Here is a 17,719-nt window from a genome sequence, read left to right as displayed (position 1 = left end):
ACTCTGTGCATGGACCGACTCCTGGGCGCCGCAGACAGCGCATTGAAGACCCTTTTCGCAAAGCCCCGTGCCGCGCGGCCTTGTCCGGTGGTGCCGGGCGACGAAACGCGGCTCGCGGAAAACGAGAAGCGCCACGCAGCAGCGCTGATGCGGGTCAATCACGTGGGCGAAGTCTGTGCGCAGGCGCTGTACACCGCGCAGGCGCTCGCCACCAGCGATCCGACCTTGCGCCGGCACTTCCAAAAAGCGGCGGCGGAAGAAACCGATCATCTCGCGTGGACGGCGGACCGCTTGGCAGAACTCGACGCCCGCCCTTCCCTGCTCAACCCACTCTGGTATGCGGGCGCATTCGGCCTGGGCCTGGTGGCCGGGCGACTGGGCGACCGCATCAGCCTGGGCTTCGTGGTCGAGACCGAAAAGCAGGTGGAGGCGCACCTGCAAGGCCACCTGGATCGCCTGCCGGCCGGTGACCATGCCTCCCGCGCCATCGTGGTGCAGATGAAGGAAGACGAAGCGGAGCATGCCGCGCAGGCGCTTCAGGCCGGTGCCATCGAGCTGCCCGCGCCCGCCAAGGCGCTGATGCGGGCCGCGGCCAAGGTCATGACGACCACGGCCCACTACATCTGACTCATGACAAATGACTGCCGGGCGCCCGCTGTGTCATTTGTCATGCCCGGCGTAGCCGGCGTCATTTGTCATCCGGCGAGAGCAAGTCGAAGCTGGTCGTGATCTCCGCGGTCTTGCCCAGCATGATCGTCCCCGAGCAGTACTTGTCGTGACTGAGGGCGATAGCGCGCTCCACCGCTTTGTCCGTCAGATCCTTGCCCGTCACGGTGAAATGCATGTGGATCTTCGTGAACACCTTGGGATCCGTGGGCGCGCGCTCCGACGTGAGCTTCACCGAGCAGCCGCGCACGTCGAGGCGGCTGCGCTTCAAGATCAGCACGACGTCATACGCCGTGCATCCGCCGGCGCCGGCCAGCATCGTTTCCATGGGGCGGGGCGCGAGGTTCTGCCCACCGTTTTCCGGCTTGGCCTCGTCGGGCGCGCCGTCCATCACCAGCACATGGCCGCTGCCGGTTTCCGCCAGGAAACCCATCCCCGACCGGGCCCCGGTGGCCCCCGTCCAACTGACTGTGCATTCCATCGTGTCGTCCTATCAAAGCAGCTTCGTGAAGTTTGTCTCACCTTGAGGCAAACCATCGTGCTGCAACGCAACAAATATCAGGCTATACTGATTTCACAGCATAACGAAATCGTCATGCTACCGATTGTCTCCTCCACCTCTCCTTTGGTGGATTCAGCCCCCGGATCGCAAGGCCCGGGGGCTTTTTTCTTGGCTTAACCCGACCCTTATGATTCCCGGGTCATGAAAAAGCATCTAACTCCGGCCGATTACCTCAAGAAAATCCTCAACGCGAAGGTCTATGACGTGGCAGTGGAGTCGGCCCTGGAGCCGGCAAAGAACCTCAGCCGCCGGCTGCACAACAAGATTCTGCTCAAGCGCGAAGACCAGCAAGCGGTGTTCAGCTTCAAGCTGCGCGGCGCCTACAACAAGATGGCGCACATCGCGCCCGAACAGCTCAAGCGCGGCGTGATCTGCGCCTCGGCCGGCAACCATGCCCAGGGCGTCGCGATGTCGGCGCACCGGATGGGGGTGCGCGCCGTGATCGTCATGCCTGTCACCACGCCGCAATTGAAGGTCGACAGCGTCAAGACCCTGGGCGGCGAGGTCGTGCTGCACGGTGAAAGCTACTCCGACGCCTATCTGCATGCAGTGGAGCTGGAAAAAAAGAATGGGCTGACGTTCGTCCATCCGTTCGATGACCCCGATGTCATCGCGGGCCAGGGCACCATCGCCATGGAAATCCTGCGGCAACACCAGGGGCCGCTCGATGCGGTCTTCGTCGCCATCGGCGGCGGCGGGCTGATCTCGGGCGTGGCCAACTACATCAAGGCGGTGCGTCCCGAGGTCAAGGTGATCGGCGTTCAGATGAACGACTCCGACGCGATGATGCAGTCGGTGGCGGCGAAGAAGCGCGTCACGCTCGCCGACGTGGGCCTGTTCGCCGACGGCACCGCGGTGAAGCTGGTCGGCGAGGAAACCTTCCGCGTGGCCCGCGAGCTGGTGGATGAATTCATCACCGTCGACACGGATGCCGTCTGCGCCGCGATCAAGGACATCTTCGTGGATACGCGCAGCATCGTCGAGCCTTCGGGCGCGATGGCGGTTGCGGCGATCAAGCAGTACGTGTCGCAGAAGAAGTCGCGCGGCGAAACCTACGCGGCCATCTTGTGCGGCGCCAACATGAACTTCGACCGCTTGCGCTTCGTCGCCGAGCGGGCCGAAGTGGGCGAAGAGCGCGAGGCACTGTTCGCGGTGACCATTCCCGAGGAGCGCGGCAGTTTCCGGCGCTTCTGCGAGCTGATCGGCACGCTGCCCGGCGGCACGCGCAACGTGACGGAGTTCAACTACCGCATCAGCGATTCCGCGCAGGCCCATGTGTTCGTCGGCCTGACGACGCACGGCAAGGGCGAGTCCGCGAAGATCGCGGCCAACTTCACGCGCCACGGCTTCGAGACGCTTGACCTCACGCACGACGACCTGGCGAAAGAACACATCCGCCACATGGTAGGTGGGCATTCGTCCCTCGCGCGTGATGAGCGCCTGCTGCGTTTCGTCTTCCCCGAGCGGCCCGGTAGCCTGATGAAGTTCCTCTCGCTGATGCGCCCCAACTGGAACATCTCGCTCTTTCACTACCGCAACCAGGGCGCCGACTACGGCCGCATCCTCGTGGGGCTGCAGGTGCCCAAGGCCGACAGCAAGGCGTTCAAGGAATTCCTGGAGACCTTGGGTTATCCCTATGTGGAAGAGACGGACAACCCGGTTTACCGATTGTTTCTTCAGACGTAGCATGTAACAGTTACCCGGCGGCGCCTTGCCGCCAGGGGCCGAAGTACAAGAGACGTCCGGAGGCAGGCTGATGCTCAGACTCGGAATCGTGATCGACTCCGCGGCGGAAGTGCCGCCGCATGTGGTCGAGAACCCGCACGTGCGGCTGCTGCCGGTGGGCATCCGCATCGGCGACAAGACCTACATCGACGAGCGCAAGCCCGCCGCCACGCGGGACTTCAACTCGCGCCTTCTCGACATGCGCACGGCCGAAGTGTCCAAATCGATGCCGCCGGGCGAAGTGGAGATCCGCAAGTTCCTGCTGGAACAGGTCTCCACGGAGTTCGATCATGTGTTCGGCCTGTTCGTCATGTCCACGCGGTCGCCGATCTTCAAGAGCGCCTTCGAGGCGGCGTCGCGCGTCATCACCGATTCGATGCCGGTGCGCATGCGCGCGGGCATCAAGGGGCCGCTGCTGGTGGAGTGCTACGACAGCATGAACCTGTTCTCGGGCTACGGCGTCCAGGTGATGGAAGCGCTGCGCGAATTCGAGGCCGAACCGATGGCGGCCAGCATCCGGAGCAACATGCAGGCATTCAGCAAGTCGGCCTACGGCTATCTGGCGCCTTCCAACCTCGACTACCTGCTGGCCCGCGCCCGCGCGCGCGGCGACAACAGCGTGGGCATGCTGGGCCAAGCCGCCGCCAAGATGCTGGGCATCATGCCCATCCTGCGCGGGTGGCAGGGCAAGACCGAAGCCGTGGCCAAGGTGCGAGGCACCGCGGCGGCGCGCCAGCACGTGCTCAACCTGGCGCGGCGCGAGCTGGGGCGCGGGCTGCTCGCGCCTTTCGTGTGCCTGAGCTATTCGGGCGATACGGCCGATGTCGAGGCGCTGCCCGAGTACCGCTCACTCGCGCAGGAAGCCAGCGCGAAAAACGTGACCGTCACCTTGCAAGAGATGGCGCCAACGAACTCGGTGAACGCCGGCGCCAACGCCTTGTCGGTCGGTTTCATCGGCCAGCCGCACGACGCGGGCCTTTAGCTGTTTTTCCGGTCTACCATCGGCGCGTGAACTTCATGCGCCACTACCTCGCCGCCGTCCACTCCTTCACGCGCGTTCCCGTCACCGGGGCGCTCGCTCAGTGGATAGGTGCCGCTGGCCCGGACGATGCCCGGGCCAGCGCCGCGCACTTCCCGGGCGTCGGCTGGCTGGTGGGCATCGTGGCGTGCGCCGCCTTCGCGCTGGTGGGCCTTCTGTTGCCCGGCAGCCCTTTCGCCCCGTTGGCCGCGGCCGTCGGCTGCACGGTTGCGACGTTGATATTGACGGGAGGCGCGCATGAAAATGGCCTGGCTCGCGTCGCTGACGCATTGGGCGGGCCGGCGAACGTGGCGCGTGCGCTCGAGATCATGGCGGATTCGCGCATTGGGGCCTTCGGCGTGCTGGCGCTGGTCCTCACGCTGTTGGCCAAAGTCTCGCTCCTGGCCGTCCTGGCGGCGCAGTCACCTGTGGCAGTGTTGGTGGCGCTGCTCGCGGGCCACGTGGTGTCGCGCTTCTGGCCCCTCCTGCTGGCGCGCGGGCTGCCCGGCCTGCCGGGACTGGCCTATCTGGGTGACGCGGCCCCAGCCGGGAAGCCCTTGGCAGAACGCGTCACAAACCGGTCACTGGGCATCGCCGGCGCGTGGTCCGCGGTGGCGCTGGCGCTGGCATGGGTGGCGCAGGGCCCGGGGTTCGCCATCCTGCCGGTCATGGCCGGCGGTTTGGCCTTGCTGTGGATGCGACGGATGTTGGCGCGGCGGCTGCAAGGCTTCACCCACGACAGCCTGGGCGCGACGCAGCAGCTGGGAGAGATCGCCTTCTATTTCGGGGCCGCGATCGGGGTACAGGTCACCTGACGCTCAGGCGCGGGCGATCCAGCGGTGGCGCGCCGCGAGCCGCTCGACGTCGCGCCAGTTGCCGCACTCCGCCGCTAACCGCGGCCAGATGCGCAGCAGCAGTTCGCACTCCGCCAGCGTGTCGGCAGCCGCCTGGTGCCGTAACGCACAGCGAACGCCGAAGTGCGCCATCCACTCGTCGAGCGACCGGGCCGCAACGCCCTCATGCGTGGCCGCGCAAAGCTGCTCGATATCCACCCATGCCGGCGACCATTCGGTGCCGAGCGCGGGATGCATATGTCGCTCGATCATCCTGCGGTCGAACGCCGCGTGGAACGCCACCAGCGGCGAGCGTCCCGCGTAATCGCGAAGCGAACGCAGGGCTTCGCTCGCCGGGACGCCGCTGCGCTGGCGCTGGGCGCCGATCCCGTGCAGCAGGATGTTGTCCGGTTCCGAGGCCTCGTGCTGGCGCAGCACGACCTCGAAACTATCGCCCGGGACGATCGCCAACCTTTTCCTTCCCCAGTCCACGCGCATCGCGATCGCGGCCACGGCCAGCAGTCTGTCGCGCCCGGCGTCGAGCCCGCTCGTTTCCACGTCCAGCACGACCCAGCGCGTTTCGTCGACCGCAGGCCGGGACTTTCGGAACCGGCCGAGCCAGTTCATGCTAGCGCTCGTAATCCAGCTGGAGGCGCTGCTGCAGCGAACGGGCGACGCGAAGCGACTCCTTCAGGATACGGCGGTCGATGTGGTTCAGGGCGGCGACTGCCAGCCGATTCGGCTCGGGTGCCGACGGAGACTCCAGCTGCACGCGCAGGCGCAGCATCTGGAGGAACTCGAAGCCGGCCGCCCAAGCTTCGTATTCCGCGGGCGCGAGGCCCAGGCGCGCGCCCGCGCCCGACAACCTCTCCCTTGTCGAAGTTGCGGGCAGGCCATGGGCCAGGCCGAACAGGCGCGCGGCGTCGACGAAGACGGCCGTGCCCTGCAGCTTGAGGTCGATCGTGCCGCGCTCGTCCGCGTCGACGCCGCCCAACCAGGTCAACGGCACTGTGCGGGCCAGCGTGTTCTGTGCCATCTGCTTCAAGAACCGGGGCGTGCGGCGTGCAGCTTCCAGCACCTCGGCCTGCAGCTGGTGCGAAAGCCGCTCGTCGCCCGCCAGCCCGCGCAGGTCGAAGTAGATGCCGGCATTGAGAAGGTCCTGTGGCGACCCATGCTCGATCCAGTGCGCGAACCGCTCGCGCCATTCGCCCAGCGTCAAACAGCAGGACGGCTCGCCGGCCATGATGCCGCCCCGGCACAGGGGGTAGCCGCAGGCATCCAGCGCGAGGTTGACGTCCTTGGCGAACGCGAGTGTTTCCGCGCGGAGGTTGTCGCTGGTTCCGTCCGCCAGGATGAGGGCGTTGTCCTGGTCGGTCGCGATGGTCTGTTCCTCGCGGCCTTCCGAGCCCAGTGCCAGCCAGCAGATCTTCGCGAGGTCGATGCCGTGCTCGGCCGCCTTCAGCTGCAGCAGCCGCTGCGTCAGCGCGTCGTTCAGGTGGCTGATCAACGCGGTGATCTGCCGCGCCTGCATCCCCTGGCCCAGCAGGTTGCGCGCGAACTGGCGAACGTCCTGCGCCATCACTCGCAGTGCCGCCAGGCTGGGCGCCGTGCGGATTGACGTACTGACCTGCTTGAGCGAGAGCCGCTGCATCGCGAACAGGTCGCGTTCGGACACCAGGCCGATCGCGGCTGCGCCCCGGGTGACCGCGACGTGCCGGATGCCGTGCATCGACATCAGCAACGCGGCGTCGAGCGCCGTGTGCGCAGCCGTCAGCGCGTGGACGGGCTGCGTCATCACGCGAGCGACCGGCGCATCCAGGGGGACCTGTGCCAATGTGATGCGCCCGATCACGTCATGGCGGGTGAATATGCCGAGCGGCGCGCCATGTGCGTCGACCACCAGCATCGAGCCGACGCGGCCGGTGTGCATGCGCTCAAGCACTTCGTGCAATGGCGCGTCCGGACCGCAAGCGACGGGCGCGCGTTTCACCAGCTCGCCCAGCGGCGTTTCCAGCGATTGCTCCGCCAGTGCCTGCGACGCATATGCCACTTGCAGTGCCCGGCTGGACAACTCCAGGAAGCCGGCGACACGCCGTTGCAGGAAGTCGGCGAACACGGGGCTGGCCGACGACAACTCACTCATCTCGGCGCAAGGCAGTGCCAGGACGAACGTATCGGCGGTGGCGGTGTAAGTGACCGTTACGGCGCGCCGCGCCACGGCCGCACCGAGCGGAAACAGCTCGCCGGCATCGAATTGGAACGCACCGCCGGCGGCATCGCCCGGGCCGTGCGCGCGCGTCACCGAGCCCTCGCGGATGAAAAAGATGTGGGTGACTTCGCCTTGGGCCGGCTCGGCGAGCACCTGGCCCGGAGCGTAGTACCGCTGCTCGCAATGCACCAGGAAGAAGTCGACCGCGGCAGCATCCATTTGCTGAAACGGCGAGTAGCGCGACAGCTCCTGCCGGAAGTTGGCCAGCAGGCTGGGTGAGGGCATCTGCGCGGCCAAGGGCGCGGATGCGGCAGGCGCCATGGCTACTTGCGCAGCGCCGGTAACTCCAGCGTGAGGACCGCCGGGCCGCCACCACTCGCACTCAGCACGGCGCGGCGCGCATCGACCGATTGCAGCACGAGGCCTTCTTCCACTGCGGCGCCAACACGGAACGGCTTGGCCGGTCGGCCATCGATCGCAATCAGTGCGGCGCCCTGGTGCGAGCGGTCGGCCACGACACCGACCAGCGCGAAACGGCTCGACAGGCTGGCGACCGGCGCTGCCGCGGCCACGGTCGGGCTGGCGCCCAGCAGCCGCGCGACCGCCACCGGGTCTACGGCCACCGGCGCGCGAACAACGGGTGCACCGAGGCCGGTGCTGGAGGGTGTGGAGAACTTCATCCCCCAATACACCGCGCTGGCCGCGACCAGGGCCCATAGCGCGAAGGTCGCGCCGGCCACGGTCCACCTGCTTTGCATATTGCTCACCATGCGGCGATTATCATTGAACCGAATCGCCAATCCATCCAAATGAAGCCCTACTCCACCATCTTGCGCCTGCGCCGTGCCGTCCAGGCCGGCTTCACCCTCATCGAACTGATGGTCGTGCTCGTCATCATCGGCGTGCTGGCCGCGCTGATCGTGCCCAATGTGCTCGACCGCGCCGAGGACGCGCGGGCCACCGCGGCCAAGACCGACGTCAACAACCTGATGCAGGCGCTGAAGCTCTACAAGCTCGACAACCAGCGCTATCCCACCACTGAGCAGGGCTTGCAGGCGCTGCTGGCCAAACCGGGCACAGGACCGATCCCACCCAACTGGAAGCCCTACGTCGAGAAGCTGCCGCAGGACCCGTGGAATCATCCCTACCAGTACCTCAACCCGGGGGTGAAAGGCGAGATCGACGTGATGTCCTTCGGCGCCGACGGCCAGGCCGGCGGGGAGGGCAAGAATGCGGACATCGGCTCCTGGCAGTGACATAACCTCATCGCGCGCGGCCGGAGGGTTCACGATCCTCGAGTTGCTGGTCGTCATCGCGATCATCGCGATCGCGACGGCCGGCGTGAGCTTCGCACTGCGCGACTCGCAGGCCACCCAGCTCGAACGCGAAGCACAGCGCCTCGCCGCCTTGTTCGAATCCGCACGCGCGCAGTCGCGCAGCAGCGGTGTGCCGGTGCGCTGGTACACGACGCCCGGGGGCTTCCGCTTCGATGGTGTGCCGCCCAACGCATTGCCGGATCACTGGCTTTCCGACACCACGCAGGTGCGGGGCACGGCCACGCTGCAGCTCGGCCCGGAGCCCATCATCGGGCGCCAGGAAGTCGTCATCGGGTCCTCGGCCGCGCCCGAGCGCAGCCTGCGCATCGCCACCGACGGCCTGCGGCCTTTCGCCGTCGTGGCCGGAGATGCTCCATGAGGACGCATACGCGCGGCTTCACTTTGATCGAAGTGCTGGTCGCGCTGGCGATTGTGGCCATCGCGTTGGCGGCGGGCCTGCGCGCCACGAGTGCGCTCACCACCAATGCCCTGCGCCAGACCAGCGTGCTGCTCGCGCACATCTGCGCAGAGAACGAACTGGTCCGCGTGCGGCTGGCGCGGCAAATGCCGGGCATTGGCGATACGGCCGTCGCCTGCGACCAGGCCGGGCGCAGCTTCGAAGTGAGGATGATCGTGCGGCCCACGCCCAACCCGAGCTTCCAGCGCGTGGACGCGCAAGTCTTCGACGAAGGCGCGCCGGTGCTACGCCTGTCGACGGTGGTCGGAAGGTTCTGATGAACTCGCGCGCGGCCCGGGGCTTCACACTGGTCGAGCTGCTGGTGGCGCTGTTCGTGCTGGCGTTGCTGGCCGTCCTGAGCTGGCGCGGCCTGGACGGCATGGCGCGGGCGCAGGCGCAGACCGAGTCTCGCGCGGATGAAACCCTGACTTTGCAAGTCGGGTTGGCGCAATGGGGGGCCGACCTCGACGCGATGGTCCAGCTGCCGCAGGCCAGCGCGATCGAATGGAACGGGCGCGTGCTGCGCCTGACGCGCCGCAGCACGGCGGCCGCAACCGACGGCGTGCTGGTGGTGGCCTGGACGCGGCGCGTGGTCAATGGTGTGGGCACCTGGCTGCGCTGGCAATCACCTCTAGCGGTGACGCGCGGCGAACTCGATACCGCCTGGCAACAGGCCGACGTCTGGTCGCAGAGTCCTGGCGTCGAGCAAATGCGGCGCGAGGTTTCCGTTGTTCCGCTGCAGGAGTGGCAGATTTTCTTCTATCGCGAGAATGCGTGGACCAACCCGTTGTCGAGCGACATCCAGGGCGCGCCGCCGGCCCCACCGGCGGGCGGCGCGCCTGCAGGCGGAGCGCCGGCCAGGGCATTGACCCCCGTCATTCCCGACGGCGTCCGGCTGGTGCTGACGCTGCCGCCCGGCCCCTCGATCACCGGCACGCTGACGCGCGACTGGGTGCGGCCCACGTTGGGAGGCGGCAAGGGATGAAACGGCAACGCGGCGCCGCGCTGCTCGCGGCCATGCTCACGGTCACTCTGGTGGCGACGTTCGCCGCGGCGGCGCTGTGGCAGCAATGGCGCAGCACCGAAGTCGAGGCGGCGGAGCGCACGCGGGTGCAATCGGCGTGGATCCTCACGGGCGCTCTCGACTGGGCGCGGCTGCTGTTGCGCGAGGACGGCCGCCCGTCCGGCCCAGTCGTGGACCATCTCGGCGAGCCCTGGGCCGTTCCCTTAAAGGATGCGCGGCTTTCGAGCTTTCTGGCGGCCGACAGCAATACAACGGCCGAGACCGGCCCGGAGGTCCTGGAGGCGTTCCTCTCGGGACAGATCATCGACATGCATTCGCTGCTGAACATCAACCGATTGGTGGACGATCAATTGAAGGTGTCGCCAAAAGATCTCAAGAACTTCCAGCGGCTGTTCGAGCTGCTCGGCTTGCCGCCCTCACAGCTGGATACGCTGGTGGAAAACCTGCGCTTCGCCATCGATACCAGCACGGAAAACCGCTCGGGGTCAGCCGCTCCCCTGCTGCCGCAAAAGGTGGGAGAGCTGGTGTGGCTGGGCCTGCCCGTCGGCACTGTGGCAGCGCTGCAGCCATACGTCTCCGTGCTGCCGAGGTTAGGCAAGCAAACCTCCGTCAACCTGAACACGGCGTCGCCCGAGGTCATTTACGCGAGTGTCGAAGGCTTGAGCATGGCGGATGCCCAGCGGCTGGTGGCTTTGCGCGAGCGCACGCCGTTCAAGAGCGTGGCCGAGGCACTGCAGGCCATCGGCTTCTCCGGGGACATGGGGGAGCTCCCCGTCGGGGTCGCGTCCAACTACTTTGAGGTGCGTGCAAGGCTCCGGCTGGACCAGCTGGTGGTCGAGGAGCGGTCGCTGCTGCTGCGCGAAGGCACGACAGTGACCACGCTCCAGCGCGAGCGCGGCATCGCCGACCCGACGGCGCTCGCGCAAGCCGCTTCGGCGAAGCGATAGCGCAGCCGCCTCCCACGCGCCCCGCGACCTTTCTACAATCCCCCATCCCATGAGCGCACTCATCGTCTACCTCCCATCGCAGCCCGCCGGCGCCCAGGCGGAGTTCGAGTACGCCCTGACGATCGACGGCAGCCAGCTGGAAAGCCACGGCATTGCCCAGGCGCAGTTGCTGCCCGCGCCGCCCCGCGCAGGCGCCGAGGTGGTGGCCGTGATCCCCGCCGAGAAGCTGTCCTGGCACCGCGTCGAGCTGCCCAAGGGCACGTCCGCCAGTTCGCCGCGCCTGCGCGCGGTGCTGGAGGGCCTGCTGGAAGACCAGCTGCTCGACGATCCCGAAGACCTGCATTTCGCCCTGCAGCCGCAGGTGCGGCCGGGTGCGCCGGTGTGGGTTGCGGCCTGCGACCGTGCCTGGTTGCGCGCCGGCGTACAGACGCTCGAAGCGGCGGGCCGGCCGGCGTCGCGCATCGTGCCGGAATTCGCACCCGAGGGCGAACCGGTGCTGTATGCGCTCGGCGATCCGCAAGCGCCGCTGTTGGTGGCGGCCGGGCCGGACGGCGTCAGCGTGCTCCCGTTGTCGACGCAATCGCTGGCCCTCTTGCCCGCGTTGCCCGAAGACGTGCCGTGCCTCGCCGAGCCGCTGGTTGCGAGCCTGGCGGAACAGGTGCTGCAGCGCCCGCCCGGCCTGCAACAGGCACCGCAGCGCTGGCTGCAGTCGGCCCGCTCCGCGTGGGACCTGGCGCAATTCGAATTTTCCAGCTCCGGCCGGGCCCGTGCCTTCAAGAAACTGGGCACGGCCTGGGCCGACCTGCTGGCCGCGCCGCAATGGCGCCCGGCACGCTGGGGCGCATTGCTGCTGGTAGCCGTCAACCTGGTCGGGCTAAACGCCTGGGCCTGGCGCGAACGCTCGGCACTGGACGACAAACGTCAGGCGGTGCGCAACACGCTCACGCAGACCTTCCCGCAGGTGAAGGTGGTGGTGGACGCGCCGGTCCAGATGGAGCGGGAAGTGGCCGCGCTGCGCCAGCTCACAGGCGCGACTTCGGGCCGGGACCTGGAGGCTATGCTGGGCGCGCTCAGCACCGCGTCGCCGCCGCAGCGCCCGGTGAGCGGCCTCGAATTCGTCAACGGCGAGCTGCGCATCAAGGGCCTCGCCTATTCGGCCGAAGAGGCGCGCAACGTGGCCGCCGCCCTTCGCAGCCAAGGCTATTCCGCGACGATGCAGGGCGAGACGCTGCTCGTCACGCAAGGGGCAGGTCAATGAGCACCACGCAAGTGTTGAGAACCCACTGGGAAGGCTTGCGCCCCCGCGAACAGGCGATGGTGGCGGTGGCCGCCCTCGTCGTCGTCGCCGCGCTGGTGTGGCTGGTGGCGCTGGGCCCGGCGCTGTCGACACTGCGGACGGCGGAAGTGCAGCGCCGCAGCCTCGACGCGCAGCTGCAGCACATGCGCGCCCTGCAACAACAAGCGCAGGCACTGCAATCGCAGCCCAAGCAAGGGTACGACGAGGCACTGCGCGCGCTCGAAGCGTCGATCAAGCAACGCCTTGGCACCACGGCACGCACGGTCATCGCCGGTGAACGGGTCACCGTCACGCTCGCGGGCACGGCCCCCGATGCGTTGGCTCAGTGGCTAACGCAGGCGCGCGTCAACGCTCGGGCCCTGCCCGGCGAAGCCCGCCTTTACCGCAATTCGGCCGGCCTCTGGGAAGGCACGCTGGTGCTGACCTTGCCGCCGCGCTGACGGCGCGCTCACGATCCGTGGCACGCGCGGCCCCCTCGCTCGCTCCCCGCGCCCCCTGGGCCTGGGCATTCGCTGGCATCGCCATCGGGCTGCTGCTCGCCTGCCTTCTGTTCGCTCCCGCGCGATGGCTGGCCGGCCCGCTCGAGCGCGCAAGCAGCGGGCGGCTCTTGCTCGCCGATGCACGCGGCACGGTGTGGCGCGGTTCGGCGCAGTTGACGCTGTCCGGCGGCGCCGGCAGCACCGACTCGGCGGCCCTGCCCACGCGCGTCGACTGGAAGCTGCGCCCGCGCTGGGACGGCCTGTTGGCGCAAGTGGAGTCAGCTTGCTGCACCACCGCACCGGTCGAGCTGCGCGTGCTGCCGCGCTGGGGCGGAGCGCACGTGCGGGTTGCCAACGCCGAAACCGAATGGCCTGCGGCCCTGCTGGCGGGCCTGGGCACGCCCTGGAACACTTTGCAATTCGACGGGCAATTGCGGCTTGCAACCGAAGGGCTTTCAGTAGAATGGGTCCAAGGCCGGCTGTCCATTGCCGGACGGGCCGAACTCACGGCGCAGCGGCTGTCGTCGCGCCTGTCTACCTTGAGGCCCATGGGCAGCTACCGCATCACAGTCCTTGGCGGCGCCACGCCGACCCTGCAACTGGCCACGCTGGAAGGCAGCCTGCAGCTTGATGGCACCGGCCAGTGGGTCGGTTCACGCCTGCGTTTTGCCGGCACCGCGAGCGCGGCACCCGAGAGCGAAGGTGCCCTGTCCAATTTGCTCAACATCATCGGGCGCCGAACCGGCCCGCGCTCCATCATCACAATAGGATGAACAAGGCTCCCCCCCGAAGCGCCTTCGGCGCCTCCCCCTCAAGGGGGCGCCACCAGCGGCCCGGCAAAGCCGGTTCCGCGGTGGCCCCCGAATGGAATGCCTCGTCGCTGAGCGCAACTGGATTATGAAAATGCTGATGAGAGTTTCCCCGACACTGAAGCGACTGGCGGTCCTGTGCATGGCGGGCGCGATGGCGGCCACGCTCCCGGGCCTGTCCTTGGCGCAGCGCGCGAGCCGCGAACCGGTCACGCTGAACTTCGTCAACGCGGAAATCGAAGCCGTCGCGCGAACCATGGCGGCGATCAGCGGGCGCAACATCGTGGTCGACCCGCGCGTGAAGGGCACCATCACCCTCAGCACCGAGAAGCCCGTTTCGCCGGCGGTCGCCTATAACCAGTTCCTGGCCACGCTGCGGCTGTCCGGCTTCACCGTCGTGGAATCCGGCGGACTGTTGAAGGTCGTGCCCGAAGCCGACGCCAAGCTGCAGGGCGGCGCGGTATCGGTGGGCCAGCCCACGGGTGGCGGCCAGATCGTGACGCAGATCTTCCGCCTCAACTTCGAGCCCGCGGGCAACCTGGTGCCCATCCTGCGGCCGCTGATCAGCCCCAACAACACGATCAACGTCGATCCCAACACAAACGCATTGGTCATCACCGACTACGCGGACAACCTGCAGCGCCTCGCGCGCATCATCGCCGCGCTCGACGTGTCCAACGCGACCGACGTCGAGGTGATCCCGCTGCGGAACGCCCTGGCGGCGGACCTGGCGCCCATCGTGCAGCGGCTGTCCGACACGGGCGGCGGCGGTGCCGCGGCCACACCAGGCCAGCCCGTGCAGGGCCAGGCCGACGGCTCGTTCCGCACCACCGTCATCGCCGAAAACCGCAGCAACTCGCTCATCGTGCGCGCCTCCAATGCGGCGCGAATGAACCTGGTGCGTTCCTTGGTGAGCCGGCTGGACCAGCCCGGCGCGCAAAGCGCCAGCGGCAACATCTACGTCGTCTACCTGAAGAACGCCGACGCGACCAAGCTCGCGATCACGCTGCGCGCTGCGTTGGCGGCGACGGGCACGGGTGGCAGCGCGGCCGGCGGTGGGGGCGGCGCGGCGGGCACAACGAGCCTCACCAACACCGCCGCCGGCGCCAGCCCGGCGACCACGCCCGTGGCGGCGTCCGCGCAGCCTTCCACCGGCGGGCAGATCCAGGCCGATCCGGCCACCAACTCGCTGATCATCACCGCGGCCGAACCGCAGTACCGCCAGCTGCGCGCCGTCATCGACCGGCTCGACGCGCGACGCGCGCAGGTGTATGTCGAGAGTCTTATCGCCGAGGTCAATGCCGACAAGGCGGCCGAGTTCGGCATCCAGTGGCAAGGCCCGATCGGCAACAAGGGCGACAAGAACATAGGCCTCCTGGGCACCAACTTCAGCATAGGCGGCACCAACATCGTCGACCTGGCGCTCAACGCGGCTTCGGGCACCACGCTGCCGGCCACGGGGCTGAACTTCGGCGTGGCGCGCAACATCAACGGTGTCTACGTGCTGGGCTTCCTCGCGCGCTTCCTCGAAGCGAACGGCGACGGCAACATCCTGTCCACGCCCAACCTGCTGACGCTGGACAACGAGGAGGCCAAGATCGTGATCGGCCAGAACGTGCCCTTCGTCACCGGCCAGTACACCAACTCCAACTCGGGCTCCAACGGCTCGGTCAACCCGTTCCAGACCATCGAGCGCAAGGACGTCGGCCTGACGCTGCGCGTGAAGCCGCAGATCAGCGAGAACGGCACCGTCAAGATGCAGATCTTCCAGGAGGTCTCGAACGTGCAGGCCTCGTCGATCAATTCGTCCACCGGCCTCATCACCAACAAGCGCTCGATCGAATCGAGCATCCTGGTGGAAGACGGCGCCATCGTCGTGCTGGGCGGGCTGCTGCAGGACGAGTACTCGGGCAACCAGGAAAAGGTGCCAGTGCTGGGCGACGTGCCGCTGATCGGCAACCTGTTCAAGACCGAAACGCGCAGCCGCAAGAAGACCAACCTGATGGTCTTCCTGCGGCCGGTCGTGATCCGTGACGCTGCCGACAGCGACGCGCTGTCGCTGGACCGCTACGACCTGATGCGCGGCAAGCAGGGCCAGGCGCAGCCGCAGTCCAGCGTCGTCGTGCCGGTGAACCAGGGGCCGGCGCTGCCGCCGTTGCGCCGCGTCGAAGTGCCGGCCAACCCGCCGCCGCCGGGCACCGGTCCGGGTGGCGCGTCGGCCACGCCGGTGCCCGCGTCCAAAGTTGTTCCCACGCCGCTCGGCCAGTAGTCCTGTGGCGATGCGCTACCCGCTGCCGTATGCGTTCGCGCGCGGCCATCAACTGCTGCTGGAGGACGATGGCTCGCAGCTCGTGCTGTGGCACGCCGCCGCGCCCGCGACCCAGGCGCTGACCGAGGTGGTGCGCAAGTTCGGCGTGCGTTCGCTGCAGGTGCTGGACCCGTCGGCGCTGGCGCAGCGCATCAGCGCGGCATACGCGCAAGGCGAGTCGAGCGCCGCCACGGTGGTGAGCGAGGTGCAGAACGACGCCGACCTCTCGCGCATGATGCAGGAGCTGCCCGCGGTGGAAGACCTGCTGGAAACCAGCGACGACGCGCCCATCATCCGCATGCTCAACGCGCTCTTGACGCAGGCCGCGCGCGACGGCGCGAGCGACATCCACATCGAACCCTACGAGCGCCATTCGAGCGTGCGTTTCCGCGTCGACGGCACGCTGCGCGAGGTGGTGCAGCCCAATCGCGCGCTGCACGCGGCATTGATCTCGCGCTTGAAGATCATGGCCGAGCTCGACATCGCCGAGAAGCGCCTGCCGCAGGACGGCCGCATCTCGCTGCGCATCGGCACCCGCGCCGTGGACGTGCGCGTGTCCACATTGCCCAGCGCGCACGGCGAACGCGCGGTGCTGCGCCTGCTGGACAAGAGCGAGAGCAAGCTCAGTCTCGAATCGGTCGGCATGACAGGCGACACGCTCCGGCGCTTCCTGGAGTTGATCGTGCAGCCGCACGGCATCATCCTGGTCACCGGCCCCACGGGCTCGGGCAAGACCACGACGCTGTACGCGGCGTTGCAGCGGCTGGACGCCGGCAGCAGCAACATCATGACGGTGGAAGACCCCATCGAATACGAATTGCCCGGCATCGGCCAGACGCAGGTCAACGCCAAGATCGACCTGGACTTCGCCAAGGCCCTGCGCGCGATCCTGCGGCAAGACCCGGACATCATCATGATCGGTGAAATCCGCGACTACGAAACCGCGCAGATCGCCATCCAGGCTTCACTCACGGGCCACCTGGTGCTGGCAACGCTGCACACCAACGACGCGGCCAGCGCGGTGAACCGCTTGATCGACATGGGCGTGGAGCCCTTCCTGCTCAGCTCGTCGATCCTCGGCGTGCTGGCGCAGCGGCTGGTGCGCAAGCTGTGTGCGCACTGCGGGGGCCCGGGCTGCGGCGAATGCGGTCACACCGGCTATCAGGGCCGCACGGGCATCTTCGAACTGATGGTGGCGAACGACGCCATCCGCGCGCAGATCCACAACCGCGCCTCCGAAGCCGACATCCGCCAGGCCGCGCTCGCATCCGGCATGACGCTGATGCGCGACGACGGCGAGCGGCTGGTACGCGAAGGCCTCACGTCGCGCGAAGAGCTGGTGCGCGTCACGCGCGAATGACGGCAGCGAGCCTGGCGGGCGTCAGATCCCGCGCCAGCCCTGCATCGCCGTGAGCGCTGCGCCAAAGATCAGCATGGCCCCGGCAGCGCGCACGATCAGCACCTGAAGCCGCGGCCGCCCATCGAGCCCCGCCCCCGCGCCGCCCGCCGCGACGGCGACCGTGCCGTACACCGCAGCCTGCGTAAGCGAGATGATCACGCCCAGCACCAGCGCCTGCGTCCACACCGACCCCAGTTGCGGCCGAAAGAATTGCGGGAACACCGCGAACATGAACAGGTAGGCTTTGGGATTGAGCAGGCTGGTCAACATGCCTTGCCGGAACGTGGCCATCGGTGTGCTCGCGCCGTAGGCCTTCGGCAACGCTCCGGCGGCCGACGCGCTGCGAAGCAGCGAGATCCCGATCCATGCGATGTAGGCAGCGCCGGCCAGCAGCACCGCGTTGAAGAGCCCCGGCACCACCTGCAGCAGCAACCCGATGCCCAGTGCCGACGCGCCCACGTGGCACACGCCGCCCGCGATGATGCCCGCCACGGCGAGCAGACCGGAATGACGTCCACCGCGCAACGAACTGGCGAGCACGAACGCCATGTCCATGCCCGGCAGAACGATGATGCCGAACACCATCAGGAAGAAAAGCCACAAGTGGGCCAGCGAATCCATCTCGTCGTGCTCCGTTGCCAGCAGGCACTGTAGCCGCGCGAGCACGTGG

Annotated in this window: 19 protein-coding genes; 14 read left to right on the top strand and 5 right to left on the bottom strand. The window is 67.9% G+C overall.

The annotated features are described in order from the left end of the window. Positions 1-9 precede the first annotated feature (9 nt). Complete coding sequence (coq7, locus tag EEB15_RS00885) at positions 10-627, top strand: 2-polyprenyl-3-methyl-6-methoxy-1,4-benzoquinone monooxygenase (RefSeq protein WP_141507643.1); 618 nt, start codon at positions 10-12, stop codon at positions 625-627. 61 nt (positions 628-688) lie between these two features. On the opposite strand, the gene EEB15_RS00880 is transcribed toward coq7, so the two are convergent. Next, positions 689-1,147, bottom strand: coding sequence for an OsmC family protein (locus EEB15_RS00880; protein WP_141507642.1), 459 nt, complete (start codon positions 1,145-1,147; stop codon positions 689-691). 222 nt (positions 1,148-1,369) lie between these two features. On the opposite strand from EEB15_RS00880, the gene ilvA reads away from it, so the two are divergent. From ilvA to EEB15_RS00865, 3 genes are all read left to right on the top strand, one after another. After that, a complete protein-coding gene (gene ilvA, locus EEB15_RS00875; RefSeq protein ID WP_141507641.1) occupies positions 1,370-2,914 on the top strand; it encodes a threonine ammonia-lyase, biosynthetic in 1,545 nt (514 codons plus the stop codon). Between the two features lie 70 nt (positions 2,915-2,984). Next, the gene (locus EEB15_RS00870; RefSeq protein ID WP_141507640.1) at positions 2,985-3,935 is read left to right on the top strand and encodes a DegV family protein; all 951 of its coding nucleotides are present in this window, start codon (positions 2,985-2,987) and stop codon (positions 3,933-3,935) included. A gap of 35 nt (positions 3,936-3,970) precedes the next feature. Next, the gene (locus tag EEB15_RS00865) at positions 3,971-4,786 is read left to right on the top strand and encodes an adenosylcobinamide-GDP ribazoletransferase (RefSeq protein ID WP_370283297.1); all 816 of its coding nucleotides are present in this window, start codon (positions 3,971-3,973) and stop codon (positions 4,784-4,786) included. Positions 4,787-4,789: 3 nt separating this feature from the next. Here EEB15_RS00865 and EEB15_RS00860 read toward each other — a convergent pair whose 3' ends face one another. From EEB15_RS00860 to EEB15_RS00850, 3 genes are read right to left on the bottom strand one after another with little or no spacing between them, the layout of a single operon-like run. Beyond that, entirely contained in the window at positions 4,790-5,431 is a 642-nt protein-coding gene (locus tag EEB15_RS00860; protein WP_141507638.1) for a PolC-type DNA polymerase III, read from the bottom strand. A gap of 1 nt (position 5,432) precedes the next feature. Continuing rightward, a complete protein-coding gene (locus tag EEB15_RS00855) occupies positions 5,433-7,334 on the bottom strand; it encodes a DUF294 nucleotidyltransferase-like domain-containing protein (protein ID WP_141507637.1) in 1,902 nt (633 codons plus the stop codon). Between the two features lie 2 nt (positions 7,335-7,336). Beyond that, positions 7,337-7,771 carry a type II secretion system protein N gene (locus tag EEB15_RS00850; protein WP_233259291.1) on the bottom strand — a complete coding sequence of 145 codons (435 nt, stop codon included), beginning with the start codon at positions 7,769-7,771 and terminating at the stop codon, positions 7,337-7,339. A gap of 51 nt (positions 7,772-7,822) precedes the next feature. On the opposite strand from EEB15_RS00850, the gene gspG reads away from it, so the two are divergent. The 10 genes from gspG to EEB15_RS00800 all read left to right on the top strand — a co-directional run bounded on the left by gspG (position 7,823) and on the right by EEB15_RS00800 (position 17,010). Continuing rightward, entirely contained in the window at positions 7,823-8,269 is a 447-nt protein-coding gene (gspG, locus tag EEB15_RS00845) for a type II secretion system major pseudopilin GspG (protein ID WP_141507635.1), read from the top strand. Next, positions 8,244-8,708, top strand: coding sequence for a prepilin-type N-terminal cleavage/methylation domain-containing protein (locus tag EEB15_RS00840; RefSeq protein ID WP_141507634.1), 465 nt, complete (start codon positions 8,244-8,246; stop codon positions 8,706-8,708). The genes gspG and EEB15_RS00840 overlap by 26 nt, the downstream gene beginning before the upstream one ends. Further along, the gene (gspI, locus tag EEB15_RS00835) at positions 8,705-9,064 is read left to right on the top strand and encodes a type II secretion system minor pseudopilin GspI (RefSeq protein WP_141507633.1); all 360 of its coding nucleotides are present in this window, start codon (positions 8,705-8,707) and stop codon (positions 9,062-9,064) included. The genes EEB15_RS00840 and gspI overlap by 4 nt, the downstream gene beginning before the upstream one ends. Then, positions 9,064-9,771, top strand: coding sequence for a type II secretion system protein J (locus tag EEB15_RS00830; RefSeq protein ID WP_141507632.1), 708 nt, complete (start codon positions 9,064-9,066; stop codon positions 9,769-9,771). Before gspI ends, EEB15_RS00830 begins: the two co-directional genes overlap by 1 nt. After that, the gene (gene gspK / locus EEB15_RS00825; protein WP_141507631.1) at positions 9,768-10,757 is read left to right on the top strand and encodes a type II secretion system minor pseudopilin GspK; all 990 of its coding nucleotides are present in this window, start codon (positions 9,768-9,770) and stop codon (positions 10,755-10,757) included. The genes EEB15_RS00830 and gspK overlap by 4 nt, the downstream gene beginning before the upstream one ends. A 49-nt stretch (positions 10,758-10,806) precedes the next feature. Beyond that, complete coding sequence (gene gspL / locus EEB15_RS00820; RefSeq protein WP_141507630.1) at positions 10,807-12,015, top strand: type II secretion system protein GspL; 1,209 nt, start codon at positions 10,807-10,809, stop codon at positions 12,013-12,015. Next, positions 12,012-12,494: a type II secretion system protein GspM gene (gene gspM, locus EEB15_RS00815; RefSeq protein WP_141507629.1), complete on the top strand. Its 483-nt coding sequence runs from the start codon at positions 12,012-12,014 to the stop codon at positions 12,492-12,494. The genes gspL and gspM overlap by 4 nt, the downstream gene beginning before the upstream one ends. A gap of 17 nt (positions 12,495-12,511) precedes the next feature. Beyond that, complete coding sequence (gene gspN, locus EEB15_RS00810; protein ID WP_233259290.1) at positions 12,512-13,306, top strand: type II secretion system protein N; 795 nt, start codon at positions 12,512-12,514, stop codon at positions 13,304-13,306. Between the two features lie 136 nt (positions 13,307-13,442). Next, positions 13,443-15,611: a type II secretion system secretin GspD gene (gene gspD, locus EEB15_RS00805; RefSeq protein WP_370283260.1), complete on the top strand. Its 2,169-nt coding sequence runs from the start codon at positions 13,443-13,445 to the stop codon at positions 15,609-15,611. 10 nt (positions 15,612-15,621) lie between these two features. Further along, positions 15,622-17,010, top strand: coding sequence for a GspE/PulE family protein (locus EEB15_RS00800; RefSeq protein ID WP_141507627.1), 1,389 nt, complete (start codon positions 15,622-15,624; stop codon positions 17,008-17,010). Between the two features lie 21 nt (positions 17,011-17,031). Here the strand turns inward: EEB15_RS00800 and EEB15_RS00795 are convergent, their stop codons facing one another. Then, a complete protein-coding gene (locus tag EEB15_RS00795; RefSeq protein WP_233259289.1) occupies positions 17,032-17,715 on the bottom strand; it encodes a LysE family translocator in 684 nt (227 codons plus the stop codon). Positions 17,716-17,719: the final 4 nt, after the last annotated feature.

The sequence above is a fragment of the Ramlibacter sp. WS9 genome (assembly GCF_003797765.1).
GTDB lineage: Bacteria > Pseudomonadota > Gammaproteobacteria > Burkholderiales > Burkholderiaceae_C > Ramlibacter.
Note: the sequence above shows the minus strand (reverse complement) of the source record. Positions and strands in the feature narration are given on the sequence as shown.

Bases quoted from the DNA above. Each gene is read 5' to 3' on its own strand.
- gspM (WP_141507629.1), top strand. From the start codon at position 12,012: ATGAGCACCACGCAAGTGTTGAGAACCCACTGGGAAGGCTTGCGCCCC.
- EEB15_RS00865 (WP_370283297.1), top strand. From the start codon at position 3,971: ATGCGCCACTACCTCGCCGCCGTCCACTCCTTCACGCGCGTTCCCGTC.
- EEB15_RS00860 (WP_141507638.1), bottom strand. From the start codon at position 5,431: ATGAACTGGCTCGGCCGGTTCCGAAAGTCCCGGCCTGCGGTCGACGAA.
- gspG (WP_141507635.1), top strand. From the start codon at position 7,823: ATGAAGCCCTACTCCACCATCTTGCGCCTGCGCCGTGCCGTCCAGGCC.
- EEB15_RS00880 (WP_141507642.1), bottom strand. From the start codon at position 1,147: ATGGAATGCACAGTCAGTTGGACGGGGGCCACCGGGGCCCGGTCGGGG.
- gspK (WP_141507631.1), top strand. From the start codon at position 9,768: ATGAAACGGCAACGCGGCGCCGCGCTGCTCGCGGCCATGCTCACGGTC.
- ilvA (WP_141507641.1), top strand. From the start codon at position 1,370: ATGAAAAAGCATCTAACTCCGGCCGATTACCTCAAGAAAATCCTCAAC.
- EEB15_RS00870 (WP_141507640.1), top strand. From the start codon at position 2,985: ATGCTCAGACTCGGAATCGTGATCGACTCCGCGGCGGAAGTGCCGCCG.
- coq7 (WP_141507643.1), top strand. From the start codon at position 10: ATGGACCGACTCCTGGGCGCCGCAGACAGCGCATTGAAGACCCTTTTC.
- EEB15_RS00855 (WP_141507637.1), bottom strand. From the start codon at position 7,334: ATGGCGCCTGCCGCATCCGCGCCCTTGGCCGCGCAGATGCCCTCACCC.
- EEB15_RS00840 (WP_141507634.1), top strand. From the start codon at position 8,244: ATGCGGACATCGGCTCCTGGCAGTGACATAACCTCATCGCGCGCGGCC.
- gspD (WP_370283260.1), top strand. From the start codon at position 13,443: ATGAGAGTTTCCCCGACACTGAAGCGACTGGCGGTCCTGTGCATGGCG.
- gspL (WP_141507630.1), top strand. From the start codon at position 10,807: ATGAGCGCACTCATCGTCTACCTCCCATCGCAGCCCGCCGGCGCCCAG.
- EEB15_RS00800 (WP_141507627.1), top strand. From the start codon at position 15,622: ATGCGCTACCCGCTGCCGTATGCGTTCGCGCGCGGCCATCAACTGCTG.
- EEB15_RS00830 (WP_141507632.1), top strand. From the start codon at position 9,064: ATGAACTCGCGCGCGGCCCGGGGCTTCACACTGGTCGAGCTGCTGGTG.
- EEB15_RS00850 (WP_233259291.1), bottom strand. From the start codon at position 7,771: ATGCAAAGCAGGTGGACCGTGGCCGGCGCGACCTTCGCGCTATGGGCC.
- gspI (WP_141507633.1), top strand. From the start codon at position 8,705: ATGAGGACGCATACGCGCGGCTTCACTTTGATCGAAGTGCTGGTCGCG.